We start from the raw sequence: 15,422 nt of genomic DNA, 5'->3' as shown, positions 1-15,422 counted from the left end.
CTCACTGCCGGCGCCCTCAAAGGTGACGTCCACGTTTCTCGTTGCGCTCGAACACCCGCAAGCCTTGCCCCCGCCGCATGATCCGCTTTCAACGCCGGGAAGACGTCTGGTCCGCGACATGAAAAGGGTCTTGTCTCCAGGCTGTCAGGCCTTCCTCGTGCAGCGGACGAACAACCGATTGGCCGGCCGCTTCCGCTGGACACACGCCCCTCAGCCCGCTGCGCGGCGCATCATCTTGCCGGCCGCGCCCCGAGCGCCCACCACATTCTGCGGGGGAGGGGCCAAGCCGGGGCCTCCAAAGGCCCCCTAGGGGGCACGCAGGCGCGAGACGAGGCTGAGACCCACATCCACCCCTTCCAACTGGAAGTGCGGACGCAAATGGAAGCGCGCGCTGTAATAGCCGGGATTTTCCTCATCCTCAGCCACGGTCACCTTGGCGGCCGAGAGGGGGCGCCGAGCCTTCTGAATCTCGGACGCCAGCGAGGGATTGGATTCCACATAATTGGAAATCCAGGATTGCAGCCACCGCTCCAGATCTTCCCGCTCCATGGTCGTTCCGACCTTGTCGCGGACCATGCATTTCAAATAATGGGCGAAGCGCGAAACGGCGAACATGTAGGGCAGGCGCGCCGACATATTGTCCGACGCGGTCGCGTCCACATCGTCATATTTGTGCGGCTTATAGACGGACTGGGCCCCGATGAACGCCGCCTTGTCCGTATTCTTGCGATGGATGAGGGGGATGAGGCCCGATTGGGAAAGCTCGGCCTCCCGGCGGTCACTGATGGCGATCTCCGTGGGGCATTTCATGTCCCACCCGCCATCATCGGTCGGGAAGGTATGGGTGGGGAGGTTGACCACCTCGCCCCCCGACTGGACACCGCGAATGCGCGTGCACCAGCCCACTTCCTTGAAGGCGCGGTTCACATTGACGGCCATGGCATAGGCCGCACTCATCCAGGCATATTTCTCGCCGCCGTGGCCGTCCGTCTCCTCCTCGAAGGCAAATTCCTCCACCGGCTCGCTTTTGGCGCCATAAGGCACCCGGGCCAGCACGCGCGGCAGGCACAGCCCGAGATAACGGGCATCGGGCGAGTCCCGCAGGCTCTTCCACTGCGCATAAGCGGGCGTATCAAAGATCTTCGACAGGTCTCGCGGGTTCGACAATTCGCGCCAGCTGTCCATGCCAAGCAAGGTCGGCTCGGCGGCGGCGAAGAGTGGCGCATGGGCGGCGGAGGCGATCCGGGAAAGATCCCGCATCAATTGCACGTCCACCGGAACATGGCTGAAAGAATAGTCGCAGATGAGACAGCCATAGGGTTCCCCGCCCAATTGGCCGAACTCCTGCTCATACACCTTCTTGAAGAGGGGGCTCTGGTCCCACTTCGCACCCGGATAGGTGCGCAGGTTGCGGTAAAGCTCCGACTTGGAGACGTTCATGACCCGGATTTTGAGATTGGCGTCGGTCTCGGAATTATAGACAAGGTAATGAAGCCCGCGCCATGCGCTCTCGATCTGCTGAAATTCAGGCGCATGAAGAATTTCGTTGACCTGCTCGGAAAGCTTGCGGTCAAGGCTGGCGATGATCCCCTCGATGGTTTCGAGCACATCCTCCTTGATGACGCTTGCGTCCTTCAAGGCCTCGGCGACGAGCGTTCCCACCGCATTCTCGACCTCGGTGACATCCCGCTCGGTCCGCGGCTTGAAGCTCTGCTTGAGCAATTGGTCGAAGTCGTCCAGGTGCTCGCCGACGACCCCGGTTCCCTGCTGAACGGATGCCACGCTCATTGGTCTTGCTCCCCGGACACGTCCGCGGCCTTGCCCTGAGGCCGCCCGCTGAGCGCCTGCATCAGATCCTTGTCGGACAGAAGTTTTTTCAGTGCATCCTCGGCGGACACTTTCCCGTCCATGTAACGCAGAAGATTTGCCAGTTGCGTGCGCGCCTCCAGAAGCTTGGCGAGGGCAGGAACCTGGCGCGCCACCGCAGCCGGACCGAAATCGTCCATCCGGTTGAAGTTCAGCTTGACCGGAAGCTCCTCACCAGAGCCCTCGACCAAGCGATTGGGCACACGAAAGGTCGCCGCAGGACCAATGGCAGCCATCCGGCGCTCGAAATTGTCCATGTCGATGTCGAGGAAGGAACGATCGTTCACGTCCGGGCGAGGCACGTCGGACGCATTGCCGGAGAGATCGGCAAGGACGCCCATGACGAAAGGCAGTTCCACCTGCCGATTGGCGTCATAAGGGTCCTCATAGGTGACGTGGACCCTTGGCTTGCGATTGCGTGAGATGAACTTCTGACCGCTATCAGCCGCCATTGACCCGCCCCCATTACCTCACCCAACGCGTATGGTAGCGGCGCGCCTAAGTAATGCAAGCGTAAGTCCGTTGAGTGCCGTCGCTGGATGGTCTCATTTTTAAGTGTAGATCTCCAAAAAATTTTGTGCCTTACAATAGTATTGTAGCTCTTGAGGCTACCTTTTCCTAGCTCGGCATGGGGCGCTGCTAGGTGTCGCCCCCCTTCAAGGATCGCAGCGCGGCATCAGTGTACAACTCCTTGAGCAGGGAGGAAAAATCCTTTCCGGCCAGATCTGCCGCACGGCCCAGAAGCAGGGGGATGGGGCTGGCGGGCTCGGCCGTGCGCAGGTAGCGCGAAAGCTCCGACATTTGCTGCAAGGCATCGCGGCGCGTCTCGATGGAAGGGGTGTCATCGTCCCCCTCCGCCACGTCATAGGATATTGGCGCGGGTTCATCGAGCGCGGCAGCAATCCGGCTCACAGACATGCTGATCGTATTCCCAGCGATTTTCAATTCCGCGTCCGATGCATAGTCGGGGGTAATCATCTTCAGAACTTCGTAGAAGGGGCGATCCATGACCCGAGTTGCAAAGGCAACCAACGCCAGTGCTGGGCTTGACGGCTCGAAACGCTGGAAATAGTGCTCTATTCTTCGCAACGCCGCGACCGCATCGGCTCGGGTCTGGAGCCCGGACTGAGGCTTGGGAGGGATGCCTGACCTCATGCCGTCGCCTGGCTCTCCATCTTCGGCGTCTTCGGCGGCCGGCAGGGCGGCCTCGTCCGAGGGGGGCGGTGGCAGGTGGCTCCCGATCAGATCGGCGATGGCGGTCGCCAGGGAAGAGAGTTTCGGCAGAGAAAATAGTGGCATGCCCGGCTTGTCGACGCACGCTGCGGCCATCCGCTTCACCGATTGGCCGATGGATCGGAACAGGTCCCGGAGCGCCGCGAACTGCTCCGCGTCTGCGGCCTCCAAGGCGCGCTCGACGGCGGACAGGTCGAGAACGGGTTCTGAGGCCCGGGGCGCCATGACGCCGCGGGCCAGCTGAATGCTGCGGTAGGAAATGTCCCCGAGCGCCCGATGGCGCAGCAGCACGGCGTGCTGCAGCGGCATGACGACGTGGGGCGTGTCGTCCAGGCTGGCGAGGGCCGCGCTGCGCAAGCTGAAATCGCCGTCCTCGGCCTGCGGGTGGATGTCATCCCACCGGCGCTCCAGTGCATCGGCAATGAGCGCGAGCGTGTTGGAAAACGTGGCCAGGTCTCGGTTGAGGATCGAAAACTTGGCGTAGAGGGCGAGCAGGCGAAGGTCGCGCGTCCGTCCAGTGAGGGCGATGATACTGTCCAGTTGCTGCTGAAGGGCCGTCTCATCCCGCTTGAATTCGAAAAACGACAGGGGCAGGAGACCTTCGGCATTGACCACAAGGCCGGTAAAGTCGTTATCGAATGCGCGCTCGAGGTCTGGCCCGCATGGCTGGTCGGGCGACAGCGCCTCCAAAAAAGCGTCCGCGTTGAGCTGCGCCATCGCCCATTCCTCCACCACCGGTCCCGTGCGAGGGGCAAAGCCTTGCTTTCATTCTGCTGAAAGGTCAATATTTTTCCGTCACAAATACACGCTTGATTCTTGCTGGTGCTGCGAGCATTCTTGGCTGCATTATCGCAAATGGTGGGCCTTCCTCCCATCCGCTTGCAGGGTCTGTCGGCTGGGGGCGGGCTCTGGGTCTCTTTCATGGAGTTTTGCGCCTGGAGTTTTCCGCCTGGAGTTTTCCGCCTGGAGTTTGCGGACATCCGCCGAGCACCATGGGCCCGGCGGACCGGAACGCCCCGGGATGACCTGAGTGCAAGACAGAATGCCGGCCTGACGTCCTTCCTGCCTGACGTCCTTCAAGATTTCCTGATGTGAGGTGGTGGTGCATGGCCACAGGTCTTGACCAGAAGAATCGCTTGGCGCGTCTTCGGACCCCGCTCGGCGAGGATACGCTTGTGCTCTCGCGGTTCCAGGCGCAGGAGGCCGTCAGCGAGCCGTTCGAGGTGTCGGTGGAGGCTCTCAGTGTTGAAGAAGGCCTCGATTTCGACCCGGTCCTTGCCCGCCCCTGTCTCGTGACGCTGGAGACCCATGGCCGAAACCGGTTCTTCCACGGCCTCCTGACTGAGGCGCATTGGTCGGGCGTCCGGGATGGGCTCTACAGCTATCGTCTGGTTCTGCGCCCCTGGCTGTGGCTGCTGACCCGCTTTGCCGACTGTCGCTTCTTCCAGGAGATGACGGCGCCCGACATCATTCGCAAGGTGTTCGAGGAGGCCGGCTTCTCGGACTATGAGTTCCGGCTCGCGCAGAATTATCCAAAGCTTGAGTTTTGCGTGCAGTACCGGGAGACGCATTTCAATTTCGTCTCCCGTCTGATGGAAGAGTTCGGCATTTATTACTTCTTCAAGCACAGTGCAGAGAAGCATCTCCTGATCCTGGCCGATGCGATGGGCGCCCATCCCACCGTGGAGGGAGACGGCAAGCTGCCGCTCATCCCGCTGGTGGGGGCCTATCTTCGCGACCGCGAGCATATCCAGCAATGGAACAGCGAAAGGCGGTTCCGGGCCGGCAAATTCGCATTGAATGACTATGATTTTGAGAGGCCGGAAGCCAAGCTTCTGTCTTTCCGGCAGGCGAACGAGAAATACGAGCGGTCCAGCGTGGAGATTTATGATTATCCCGGCCGCTACAAGGACGCCAGCCAGGGAGAAGTCCTGGCCAAGGTCCGGCTTGAGGCTGAGCAGGCCTTCGATCATCGACGCGTGGCCTTTGGCGATGCCGCCAGCCTCTCCGCGGGGGCGAAGTTCACGCTGCAAGAGCATCATCGCGCCGCGGAGAATGCCGAGTACATGGCCGTGCGGGCGACCCATACCATTTCAGAGCAGTCCTACGTTTCCACCGGCCGAGCCTCCGCAGGACAGACCCATTATCAGGGGACCTATGTCCTGGTGCCCGCGGACCGGCCCTATCGCGCGCCGTTGACCACGCCCAAGCCGGTGGTCCACGGCATCCAGACCGCGAAGGTGGTGGGGGATGGCGGCGAGGAGATCACGGTCGATCGCTATGGCCGCATCAAGCTGCAATTTCATTGGGATCGGCAGAAGAAGCAGTCCTGCTGGGTGCGCGTGGCGGATGTGTATGCGGGCGCGGGATGGGGGGGGGTGTTCCGGCCCCGGATCGGGCAGGAGGTGGTCGTTGAGTTCCTGGAGGGGGATCCCGACCGGCCGCTGGTGGTCGGTGCGCTCTATAACGGCAACAATGCCGTTCCCTACGATCTGCCCGCCAACAAGACCATCAGCGGGTGGAAGACCAATTCGTCCAAGGGTGGCAGCGGTTATAACGAATTGATCTTCGAGGACCGGAAGGCGGCGGAAGAGGTGCGCCTGCACGCGCAGCGCAACTTCACGGGCACCATCCTCAACGCCCGCGCGGAGACCGTGGGCGAGAAGTTCAAGCCCGCCACGGGCAGCCCGTCCCACAGCACGCGGGTCCAGAACGGCGACCTTGAGATCGATGTGGCCAAGGGTGAGATGTCGGTGTCCGCGAAGATGAAGATCACCCTCAAGGTCGGGCCGAGCACGCTGACCTTGGACCCCAGCGGCATCACCCTGAATGCGCCCACCATCACCATCAAGGCCGGGACCACGTGCGTCATCCAGGGCGTGCCCGTGAAGATCAACTGAGGGCGCGGCCATGGCGGGTCCGCGCTTTCCGTCCCTCGCGGGGCTTTATGAGGCCTTCCCGTCCGCAGCTGCGGATATCGGGCTGCCCGCCAGCGCGGCGGATTGCGTGCAGGTCCTGGCCGGCCTAGCGCGGGAGGAGGCGTGGCCGGCGGCCATCTCCCTCGCCGCGTATCTCTTGTCTCGCCGGGATGCGGTGGCCTGGGGTTGCCAGTCCCTTCGCCGGTTTTCAGGCGCACGGCCAGCCCCGCCGCCGGGAGCCGAGCAGGCGCTGAAGGTGGCCGAGGCGTGGGCGGCACGGCCCGAGGAGGGGCTGCGTCGCCTGGCGCTGGACCTTGGGACGAAGGCCGATGCCGGCGAGCCGGAGACCTGGATGGCACTGGCGGCGGGGTGGTCGGGGGGCAGCATCGGTCCGCCTGAATTTCCCCATTTGCGGGCACCGCCCGAGCAGACGGCGCGGGCGGTGCGGACCGGCATGTTCCTGGTGCTGGCGCAAGTGCCGCCCGCCGCCGCCGCGGCGCCCTGCGCAGCGTGCATCGCGCTGGCGTCGGACCTGGCGCTAGATCTGGCGTAGGCCTGGCATAGGCCAGGCATAGGCTTGGCGGCGGCCGAGAGCGCTTCACGGATTCAAAGAAACCCGGAAGCGATCTCCCGCTCTGTTGTGGCTGATGTCCTTCACGCGCCCCTTCGCTCGCACATGCTCTAGCCGCCGATCAGCACGGTCGGCAGACCCGCCACAATCTTATCGGGCGGCCCCACCGGTTCGATGATCGTATCGCCCTGCCGGCAAGCCTGGAGGCCATTGATGAAGACGGTTTGCGAGCCGTCGACCACCACGCCGGGGCCGTGGGGCGGCATAGGCAAGGGGGTGGTGCAGGCATGAAGGTCCGCGCCGCCAGCGGCGTTGGCAATGGTGGCGCCCATATTGGCCGCCGCCGCAGCCTTCACCGCCTCTTCGGCGGCCTTGGCTGCGGGAAAGCCCGGCGTTCCCGAGGCCGCAAGCGTCGCCATTTCCGCCGCCTGGATGGTGGCGTCCGATGCGGCTTTCGCCGATTGTATGGCGGCCGCGGTGGCGGCGGGCACTCCGCGCCAGGCGGGCTTGCCGCCGATGATCACATCCGTGCTGCCGGGGCCCGGTGACAGCATGCCGGGCATCGGGTGGGCAACCGGATCCATCACCCTCGCAGCCGGCCGCGACATGCCTCAAATGTCCTGCGCTTCCCTGCGGGAGAGCGCAAAGCTCACCCTTGCCGTCGAGGCTAGCGGTGCCATTTGCTCCGCGCAAGGCGTCGTTTCATGTAAATCATGGTACAGATCGCTCCAAAAAACTTGGAGGCCGGACGGGAAAATTTGGCATATCCAATCCGTTCGCGTGTGCGATAGATGATAGGATCGAGCTGCTTTGAGGGTGGTAGTCTCTGGCAAGTCGTTACTTTTTAAAAGTGAAGCTCCAACTTTCTGGTAAGGCGACTCATGGCGCTGACGTTGACCATTGAGAATTTCAAGACCTTGCCCGATGGCGGGCCGGTGACGTTCACCGTCACGGGAGCGCGCGGCTTTGATGTGGGTCGCGACACCTACCTGGATTGGACCCTGCCGGACCCCACCCGCTATATTTCTGGCAAGCATTGCGAAGTGCGCTATCAGAATGGCGACTATGTTCTATACGACGTTTCCACCAATGGAACCTTCCTGAATGGTAATGACCGGCGCATGCACGGCCCCCATGTGCTGCGCAATGGCGATCGAATTCTGATCGGAAACTACATCATCGTTGCAGCGCTCGGGGGGCAGGGGAGTGCGGTGCCGCCACCCTCTGCCCCGCCCGCGCTGGCCGGCGGGGATTTGTGGGAAGCGACCGGTGCCGCGCCCCCCGCCAGCCGCAGCGAGATCGTGCCGCGCGCCAGCGCGCGGCCGGTCGAGCCGGATTTTCTTGAATGGGCCATGGATTTGCCGGCGGTGCGGCCGGAGCCTGCTCCCCCGCCACAAGCCCCCCCGCCGCAAGCTCCCCCGCCTGCCGAGCCGCCCCGCCGTTCCGTCTGGGTGGATTCCAGCCCCACCGGCGCGTGGGCGCTGGGTGACCGGGAGGCGCGGCCGGGGCGGGCGCCGGCTGCCGATGGCGAAGCCATGCGCCAGGAGGCGCCCCCTCCGGCGGCGCAGCCCCTCGCGCTCCACGAGCCGGACCGGCGGGCTGTCGCCGCCCAGCCGCCACCCGAGCCGCGCCCGCCCGAGGCTGCGCCCGCGGCTTCCGGCGCACCGCGGTCCAGCGCCGACCTCCAGGAGGCGCTGGCGCTGATCTCGCGCGGGGCGGGACTGCCCGCAGATGCCTTCGCCCGCCGGGACGGCGCGGAGCTTCTGGGCGAGATCGGCGCCAGCTTGCGGGTGGTCAGCGAGCAACTGATGCAGCTCCTGTCGGCCCGTTCGAGCGCCAAGCGCTCCATGCGCAGCTCCGACCACACCACCATCGGCGCCTTCGACAACAACCCGTTCAAATTCTCGCCCACCGCGGAGGATGCGCTGCGCCTGACCTTCGGGTCCGCCACGCGCAGCTATCTCCATGGCCGGACCGCCTTCAAGCAGGGCTTCGAGGATATTGCCGGCCACCAATTGCGGATCTTCAGCGCCATGCAGCAGGCGATGAAGATGCTGCTGGAGGATCTCGATCCCGCATCAATAGAGGCGGGCGCCCGCGAAGATAAATCCATGTCATCCCTGCTCTCGTCTCGCAAAACCCGGCTCTGGGACACGTATTGCACCACGTGGCGCGCGAAGACGCAGCGTACGGAGGAGGGGATGGCGGGGCTCTTCATGATCTATTTCGCGGAATGCTACGACCGGCTTGCTCAGAACGGGCGGGACGACGGCAGGAGATGAACGCGCATGGTTCGCCGCGATGGCCGAGACCAGCGGTGCGGACGCGAGGGGAGCATTGATGTCTTGGCACAGCAAGGTCTTGTGGTCTGAAGGGCTGTTCTTGAAGCCCCAGCATTTTCAACAGGCCGACCGATATGTGGAAGGCTTGGTGAAGTCCCGCGTCTCCCACACAACGCCTTATCCCTGGGGCTTCTCGGACATCGAGATCGACCGGGACCTGGCGCAGCGCTCCAAGTTCGGCTTGCGCCGGGCGTGCGGCATCCTGCCGGACGGGACGCCCTTCGACCTGCCGAGCAACAGTCCCGCCCTGGATCCCATCGACATCACCGCCGAGGCATCCAACCAGCTCGTCTGGCTGACCTTGCCCATGGAAGCGGTCAATACGCGGGAGGTGGATCACAAGGACCGCGAGAGCGCCTCGCGTTATTTTTCAGCGCCCGAGATCTTCATCGATTCCACCGCCGACCTGCGCCAGGAAGAAGAGATCGATGTCGCCCATCCGCGCCTGGCCCTCAAGCTCGGGCGCGCGCCCAAGGCGGGCTATGTCAACATAGCCGTGGCGCGCATCCTGGAGGTGCGCGACCGGACCGTGCTGATCGACGAGAAATTCGTGCCGCCGCTGCTGGTCACCATGGCAAGCCCGGTGGTGACGGGGTGGATCGACCGGGTCATCGGCTGGCTGGACACCAAGCTGGAGGAATTGGCACGCTACGCGGCCGACCCGACCGCGGGTGGGGGGCTGCAGAGCGTCGACTATCTCATCCTGCAATTGCTCAACCGCAGCCTGCCGGTGTTCCGCCACATGCGCGGCTCGGCCTACGTGCATCCCGAGCGGCTTTATATTGAACTCCTGCGCCTGGCGGGCGAACTGGCCACCTTTGCCGCGCCCGATCGGCGCGCGCGCGTCTATGCGCCCTATGACCATGATGATTTGGAGGGCATTTTCGCCCCGGTGCTGCGGGACATCCAGGATTATCTGAGTGCGCGGCTCGGCCGCCGGGTCATTCGGCTGGAAATCGTCGAACGGGCCGCCAACGCCTTCATCTCCATCATTCGCGACCGGTCTTTGTTCCGCACTGCCACCTTCGTCCTTGAGGTGGGCGCCGACCGGCCGCTGGCGGACATCCAGACGCAGTTCCCGCATCTGTTCAAGATCGGCCCGAACTCGAAGATGAACGAGATCGTCAATGCCCACCTGCCCGGCATCGCGCTGCTGCACATGCCGACGCCGCCCCAGCAGATCCGGGCGCTGACGAACCATGTTTATTTCTACTTGGACAAGTCGTCCCCGCTCTGGGGCGACTTCAGCACCGCCACTTCCATCGGCATGCACTTTTCCGGCGACTGGCCGGGGCTCGCACTGGAGCTCTGGGCCGTGCTTGAGGACCGGCGATGAACGATCCGTTCAACGAGCCAGGGGATCGCACCGTTTTCCGACCCAATCCGGGAGGGCGGCGAACGCCCCCTCCGTCCGGCCCCCAGGAGGCACCGGGGCCATCGGGCTGGGCGGCGCAGTCCGCGCCCATCGCGGCACCCCAAGCCCCGGTGGCGGCCGTGCATCCCGGCCAGGCCGGAGCACCGCAGGACCAGTGGGGCGCGCCAGATGCGGAGGGGGCGCCAAGGGCCTCCTTCGCCCGACCGGCCCTGCTCGAGCGGGAGCAGATGATCCTGCCGCATCAGAACCCGATCATGCGGTCGGCAGGTCCCCTCCTGCTCCTGCTCGGGCGGTTGCGCATCGCCCTCATGCGGGCGTCCTTCGCCGAACTCATGGAGACGGCGGCGGAGACCATCACGGTTTTCGACGCGGAGATGAAGCGCGCGCAGGTTCCGCCCGCCCAGGCGACCGCCGCCAAGTATATTTTGTGCGCGACGGCCGACGACATCGTCCAGCACATCCCCAATGAGGATCGGCAGCTCTGGGCGCAGTATTCCATGCTCAGCCGCTTCTTCGGCGAGCGTATCGGCGGCGTGCGTTTCTTTGAAGAGCTGGACAAGGCGGTCGCCGATCCCGTCCATAATGCCGATCTGCTGGAGCTGCTGCACGCCTGCCTCGCCCTGGGCTTCCAGGGCAAGTACCGGACCATGGCCAATGGTCAGGCGACCCTGCAATCGCTGCAGAGGCGGACCTATGAGGTCATGAAAGGCGTGCGCCGCCAGACGCCCGAGGAGCTTTCGCCGCGCTGGGTGGGGCTTGACCTGAAGTCCCGGCACGGCCGGGCGCGGGTGCCCTTCTGGGTGTCCGGCGCACTCGTCTCCGCCGCTTTGGTGGCGCTGTTCGTCACCTACTGGACCCTGCTATCGGGCGACGCGGAACTGGCTGCGCGGGATCTTGCCGGCCTTCACCCGCCGGTGGAGCTTGCTCTGTTCCGGCGGGCGCCGGTGCCGCCTCCGCCGCCTCCGCCTCCGCCTCCGGAGCCGCCTCCCGGGCCGACGCAGACGCTGACCCAGTTGCAGCGCATCCGCCTGCAGTTCGCTCCGGAGATCGCCGCCGGAGAGGTGTCGGCCACGGCGGTGGGCGGCCATATCATCATCCGCGTTTCCAACGGTCTCCTGTTCGAGTCCGGCAAGGCGCAGGTGAAACCGCAATTCTCTGCCATGGCCGGCAAGCTGGCTGAGGTCCTCAACCCGGAGCCCGGCCCCATCAAGGTGGTCGGACACACGGACAATGAGCCGGTCTCCGGCGCCCGCTTCAAATCCAATTTCGAGCTCTCCGTGGCGCGGGCGAAGGCGGTGCAGAAGGACCTGCGCCAGCTGATCTCCCCGCCCGACCGTGTGGTTGCAGAAGGTCGCGGCGAGGACGAGCCGGTGGCGCCCAATACCAATGCCGCCAACATGGCCAAGAACCGCCGGGTCGAAATCTGGATCGACCGGGCCGACTGACCGCTGACGGGACAGGTGCCTGAGACGGGGCCTTGGACGGGGCCTGGGATGGGGCCTGGGACGGGGCCTGGGATGGGGATGAACGGGATGGAATGTCGAACATGACGCGCAATCTGTGGATCAACATGGCCGTGATCGCAGCGGGCGTGGTGGCGCTTTCGGCCGTGATCTGGTTTGCGGCGCCATTGCTGGCGATTGCCGGTGTCCACCCCTTCGAGAGCGAAGGGGTGCGCCTGATCTCCGTCCTGGTCGTGAGCCTGTGCGGCATGGGCTCTGCGGCCTGGATGGCCTATAGCAGCATCAAGGCCAGCCGCGCGCTGGGCTCGGCCATGGCCGAGGGCCAGGAAGACGACGACAGCGCGGTCCTACGCACCCGCATGAAGGAGGCCCTGGAGACCTTGCGCGCCTCCGGCAAGGCCAAGGCCGATTATCTTTATGATCTGCCCTGGTACATCATCATCGGGCCGCCCGGCTCGGGCAAGACCACGGCGCTGGTCAATAGTGGGCTGAAATTCCCGCTGGCGGGAGGGCAGACGCCCGCGGCCATCGCCGGCATAGGCGGCACGCGCTATTGCGACTGGTGGTTCACCGAGGATGCGGTCCTGGTGGACACGGCCGGCCGCTACACCACGCAGGACAGCAATGCGGCGCTCGATCGGCGCAGCTGGCTGTCCTTCCTGGGGCTGCTGAAAAAGCACCGCCCCCGCCAGCCCATCAACGGCGTCATCATCGCCCTGTCCATCGCCGATCTGGTGTCGCTCGACGAGGCCGAAAGCACCGCCCATGCCGGCGCGGTGCGCAGCCGGCTCACGGAACTGCATGAGCTGCTGAAGATCGATTTCCCGGTCTATGTGCTCTTCACCAAGATGGACTTGATCGCGGGCTTTACCGAGTTTTTCGCCGACCTTGGCGAGATGCAGCGGCGCAGGGTCTGGGGCGCCACCTTCCAGGACCCCAAGAAGAACCAGAACTTGGTCGGCCGCGTGCCCGAGGAATTCGACGCGCTGCTGGAGCGCCTCTCTGAATTCCTGCCCGACCGCCTTCAGGCCGAGAATGACCCCACCGCGCGGCTGCGCATCTTCGGCTTCCCGGCACAGTTCGTCACGCTCAAGACACCCATCGTCACGTTCCTGGGCCGGATCTTCGAGCCGACCCGCTACCATTCCAACGCCACCCTGCGCGGCTTCTATTTCACGTCCGGCACCCAGCAGGGCACGCCCATCGACCGCATCATCGGGTCGCTCTCCCAATCCTTCGGGGCACAGGCACTCGGGGAGGGCTATCTGTCGGGAACGGGCCGCAGCTTCTTCCTCAACGATCTCGTGCGCAAGGTCATCATCGGCGAAGCCGCCTGGGTCTCCACGGACCGCGCCGCCGTGCGCCGTAATTTCATTCTCACCGCCTGCGGCTATGGTGTTCTGGCTTTGGCGACCGCCGGTGCGGTGGCGGCGTGGACCACCAGCTATACCCGCAATGAGCAATTGATCGCCCGCACGCAGGACGAAGCCGCCACCTATAAGCGCAACGCCGCCGCCCAGCTCGACACCAAGGTGGTGAACGACCGGAAGTTCGAGCAGATCCTGCCACGGCTGGAGGAACTGCGCCGACTGCCGGCGGGATATGCCTCCAAGGACGAGCCCACCCCGCTCGCAGAGCAGTTCGGCTTGTCCCAGCGCGACCGGCTCACGTCGTCGGGCCTTGCCGCCTATCGGGCCGGACTGGAGCGATACCTGCGCCCGCGTCTCCTGTACCGGTTGGAGGAGCAGCTCAATGCCGCCAGCGCCGCCGGGCCCTCTGCCGTGCAGAGCAAGCTTTACGAGCCGTTCAAAGTCTATCTCATGCTCGGCGGCCAAGGCCCGGTGGACAAGGGCATCATCCTGGACTGGGCCCGCGAGGACTTCGCCAATGTGCTCTATCCCGGGCCCGAAAAGGCCGGCATGCGCCTAGCGCTGGAAGACCACATCGGCGCCATGCTTGAGCTCGACACGGGTACCGCAGCCAATATCCCGCTCAATGGCCCGCTGATTGAGGACGTGCGCCGGATGCTCATCCGCATGAATGTGGCCGAGCGCGCCTACCAGATCCTGCGGTCGCGCACCCACTCCGGGCGGGTCTCTGACTGGGTCCTCGGCAAGTCCGTCACCGATGCCGCTTCCGTCTTCGCCACCGTCAACGGCTCCGGCATCGACACGGTGCGCGTGCCCGGCTTCTTCACTTATGACGGTTTCCAGGTGGGCCTGATCGAGGCCCTGCCCGGCATCTCCGCCCAGTTGGAGAAGGACCGTTGGGTCCTGGGAGAGGGCGGCCAGATGGCGGTCGTCGGCGCGCAGTTCGACACCTTGTCGGACGACATCCTGAAGCTTTACGCGAGGGACTTCATCAAGGCCTGGGCGGACGCCCTCAACCGCCTGCGCATCCGGCCGCTGACGGCGGACAAGCCCCAATATGCGGTGCTCTACGCCATTTCCGCAGCGGCCTCGCCGTTCAAGCAGATATTCGAGGAGATCCGCACCCAGACCCAGCTCTCCCGCCCGGCCAAGGCGCCGGATGCCGCTGCGGGTGCAGCGCCGGCGCGACCGCCGGTCGTCTTTTCCACCGGCATGTCGGCCGGACGGGCCATCGAGGATTATTTCCGCCCCTTCTACGCGATGCTCGACCAGGGACAGGGCGGCAGGCCCGTGGATCTGGCGGTGGGCTATTTCAGCGACATCTATAACGGCCTGGTTGGGACCTTGAACGATGCGTCCCGCTCCAACCAGATGACGGCCGCCACGCGCGAGAGCATCCGCAATCTGCGTGTTCTGGCCACGCGCTTCCCCGCGCCCTTCGCGCAAATGCTGCGGGCGGCGACGGACGACCTGGAAGGCAATGTGGCCAGCGTCGTTCTGGGCGATCTGCAGAAGTCCCTGTCCGAGACGGTCACGCAGGCCTGCCAGCAGATCATTGCCGGCCGCTACCCCTTCAGCCGGAATGCCGAGCTTGAGGTTCAGCCGATCGAGTTCGGCCGCCTCTTCAGCCCTGGCGGCATCATGGACCGCTTCTTCAAGGAGGAGCTTGCGCCCTTGGTGGAGCAGCGGGGAACGGACATGGTCTGGAGGCGCGAAAGCAAAGTGGGGGCTCTCCTGTCGCCGGCGGCGCTCCAGCACTTCCAGCGCGCGGCCTTGATCCGCGACGCCTTTTTTGCGGCGGGCGGAAACCAACCCTCCTTCACTTTCTCCGTCTTGCCGCTGACTGCCAATGACCCGATGACGCAGATCATCCTCGACATCAATGGCACGCGGATCGTCTCTCCGGCGGCCCCGGCCCAACCCCAGGCGGCCGGCCTGTTCGCACCCCGCCCGCAGCCGGCGCCTGCCGCCGCCCCGCCGGCTCCGGTCACGCTGCAGTGGCCTGGCCCGGTCGGCGCCTCGCGCGTGAGCTTGATCGCCACGCCGGTGGTCAGCACCGCCAATCCCTACACGCTGTTCGAGAAGACCGGCACCTGGGCCCTGTTTCGTGCCTTCGACGCCAGCAAGGTGATCCGCCAGGGGAATGATACGGTGCTTGCCATGCGGGCGGGGTCCGAGAGCGCGCGTGACATCCGCTATCAGTTCAATGTGGCCTCCGCCATCAATCCGCTGACGCTCACCGCCCTGCGCGAGTTCCAGTGTCCGACCACCCTGCAATAGCCGC

The 15,422-nt window shown here is 64.9% G+C and carries 10 protein-coding genes; 6 read left to right on the top strand and 4 right to left on the bottom strand.

What is annotated here, in order from left to right:
* Nucleotides 1–306 precede the first annotated feature (306 nt).
* The 3 genes from tssC to J5J86_RS03460 form a co-directional block, all read right to left on the bottom strand.
* Nucleotides 307–1,788 carry a type VI secretion system contractile sheath large subunit gene (tssC, locus tag J5J86_RS03470; RefSeq protein WP_209103508.1) on the bottom strand — a complete coding sequence of 494 codons (1,482 nt, stop codon included), beginning with the start codon at nt 1,786–1,788 and terminating at the stop codon, nt 307–309.
* Nucleotides 1,785–2,318, bottom strand: coding sequence for a type VI secretion system contractile sheath small subunit (tssB, locus tag J5J86_RS03465; protein ID WP_209103507.1), 534 nt, complete (start codon nt 2,316–2,318; stop codon nt 1,785–1,787). Before tssB ends, tssC begins: the two co-directional genes overlap by 4 nt.
* Nucleotides 2,319–2,505: 187 nt before the next feature.
* Entirely contained in the window at nt 2,506–3,816 is a 1,311-nt protein-coding gene (locus J5J86_RS03460) for a type VI secretion system protein TssA (protein ID WP_209103506.1), read from the bottom strand.
* 419 nt (nt 3,817–4,235) lie between these two features.
* Here J5J86_RS03460 and tssI point away from each other — a divergent pair, with 419 nt between their 5' ends.
* Together tssI and J5J86_RS03450 are read left to right on the top strand one after the other, a co-directional pair.
* Entirely contained in the window at nt 4,236–5,999 is a 1,764-nt protein-coding gene (gene tssI, locus J5J86_RS03455; RefSeq protein WP_209103505.1) for a type VI secretion system tip protein TssI/VgrG, read from the top strand.
* 10 nt (nt 6,000–6,009) lie between these two features.
* Entirely contained in the window at nt 6,010–6,570 is a 561-nt protein-coding gene (locus J5J86_RS03450; RefSeq protein WP_209103504.1) for a DUF6931 family protein, read from the top strand.
* Nucleotides 6,571–6,698: 128 nt separating this feature from the next.
* Here the strand turns inward: J5J86_RS03450 and J5J86_RS03445 are convergent, their stop codons facing one another.
* Nucleotides 6,699–7,142 carry a PAAR domain-containing protein gene (locus J5J86_RS03445; RefSeq protein WP_247657993.1) on the bottom strand — a complete coding sequence of 148 codons (444 nt, stop codon included), beginning with the start codon at nt 7,140–7,142 and terminating at the stop codon, nt 6,699–6,701.
* A gap of 327 nt (nt 7,143–7,469) precedes the next feature.
* Between J5J86_RS03445 and tagH the strand changes: the two genes are divergently transcribed.
* The 4 genes from tagH to tssM all read left to right on the top strand — a co-directional run bounded on the left by tagH (nt 7,470) and on the right by tssM (nt 15,418).
* Nucleotides 7,470–8,870, top strand: a complete 1,401-nt coding sequence (gene tagH / locus J5J86_RS03440; protein WP_209103502.1) for a type VI secretion system-associated FHA domain protein TagH — start codon at nt 7,470–7,472, stop codon at nt 8,868–8,870.
* 58 nt (nt 8,871–8,928) lie between these two features.
* Entirely contained in the window at nt 8,929–10,266 is a 1,338-nt protein-coding gene (tssK, locus tag J5J86_RS03435) for a type VI secretion system baseplate subunit TssK (RefSeq protein ID WP_209103501.1), read from the top strand.
* Nucleotides 10,263–11,750 carry a type IVB secretion system protein IcmH/DotU gene (gene icmH, locus J5J86_RS03430; RefSeq protein WP_209103500.1) on the top strand — a complete coding sequence of 496 codons (1,488 nt, stop codon included), beginning with the start codon at nt 10,263–10,265 and terminating at the stop codon, nt 11,748–11,750. The genes tssK and icmH overlap by 4 nt, the downstream gene beginning before the upstream one ends.
* Nucleotides 11,751–11,851: 101 nt before the next feature.
* A complete protein-coding gene (gene tssM, locus J5J86_RS03425; RefSeq protein WP_247657991.1) occupies nt 11,852–15,418 on the top strand; it encodes a type VI secretion system membrane subunit TssM in 3,567 nt (1,188 codons plus the stop codon).
* The last annotated feature ends 4 nt before the right edge of the window (nt 15,419–15,422 follow it).

Source organism: Aquabacter sp. L1I39 (assembly GCF_017742835.1).
In the GTDB taxonomy this organism is placed as follows: domain Bacteria; phylum Pseudomonadota; class Alphaproteobacteria; order Rhizobiales; family Xanthobacteraceae; genus L1I39.
This window is presented reverse-complemented; position numbering and strand designations above follow the sequence as displayed.

What these genes read in the sequence shown, in the direction of transcription:
- tssK (WP_209103501.1), top strand. Translation starts at nt 8,929, where the DNA reads ATGTCTTGGCACAGCAAGGTCTTGTGGTCTGAAGGGCTGTTCTTGAAG.
- icmH (WP_209103500.1), top strand. Translation starts at nt 10,263, where the DNA reads ATGAACGATCCGTTCAACGAGCCAGGGGATCGCACCGTTTTCCGACCC.
- tssC (WP_209103508.1), bottom strand. Translation starts at nt 1,788, where the DNA reads ATGAGCGTGGCATCCGTTCAGCAGGGAACCGGGGTCGTCGGCGAGCAC.
- J5J86_RS03460 (WP_209103506.1), bottom strand. Translation starts at nt 3,816, where the DNA reads ATGGCGCAGCTCAACGCGGACGCTTTTTTGGAGGCGCTGTCGCCCGAC.
- tssM (WP_247657991.1), top strand. Translation starts at nt 11,852, where the DNA reads ATGACGCGCAATCTGTGGATCAACATGGCCGTGATCGCAGCGGGCGTG.
- tssB (WP_209103507.1), bottom strand. Translation starts at nt 2,318, where the DNA reads ATGGCGGCTGATAGCGGTCAGAAGTTCATCTCACGCAATCGCAAGCCA.
- J5J86_RS03450 (WP_209103504.1), top strand. Translation starts at nt 6,010, where the DNA reads ATGGCGGGTCCGCGCTTTCCGTCCCTCGCGGGGCTTTATGAGGCCTTC.
- tagH (WP_209103502.1), top strand. Translation starts at nt 7,470, where the DNA reads ATGGCGCTGACGTTGACCATTGAGAATTTCAAGACCTTGCCCGATGGC.
- J5J86_RS03445 (WP_247657993.1), bottom strand. Translation starts at nt 7,142, where the DNA reads ATGCTGTCACCGGGCCCCGGCAGCACGGATGTGATCATCGGCGGCAAG.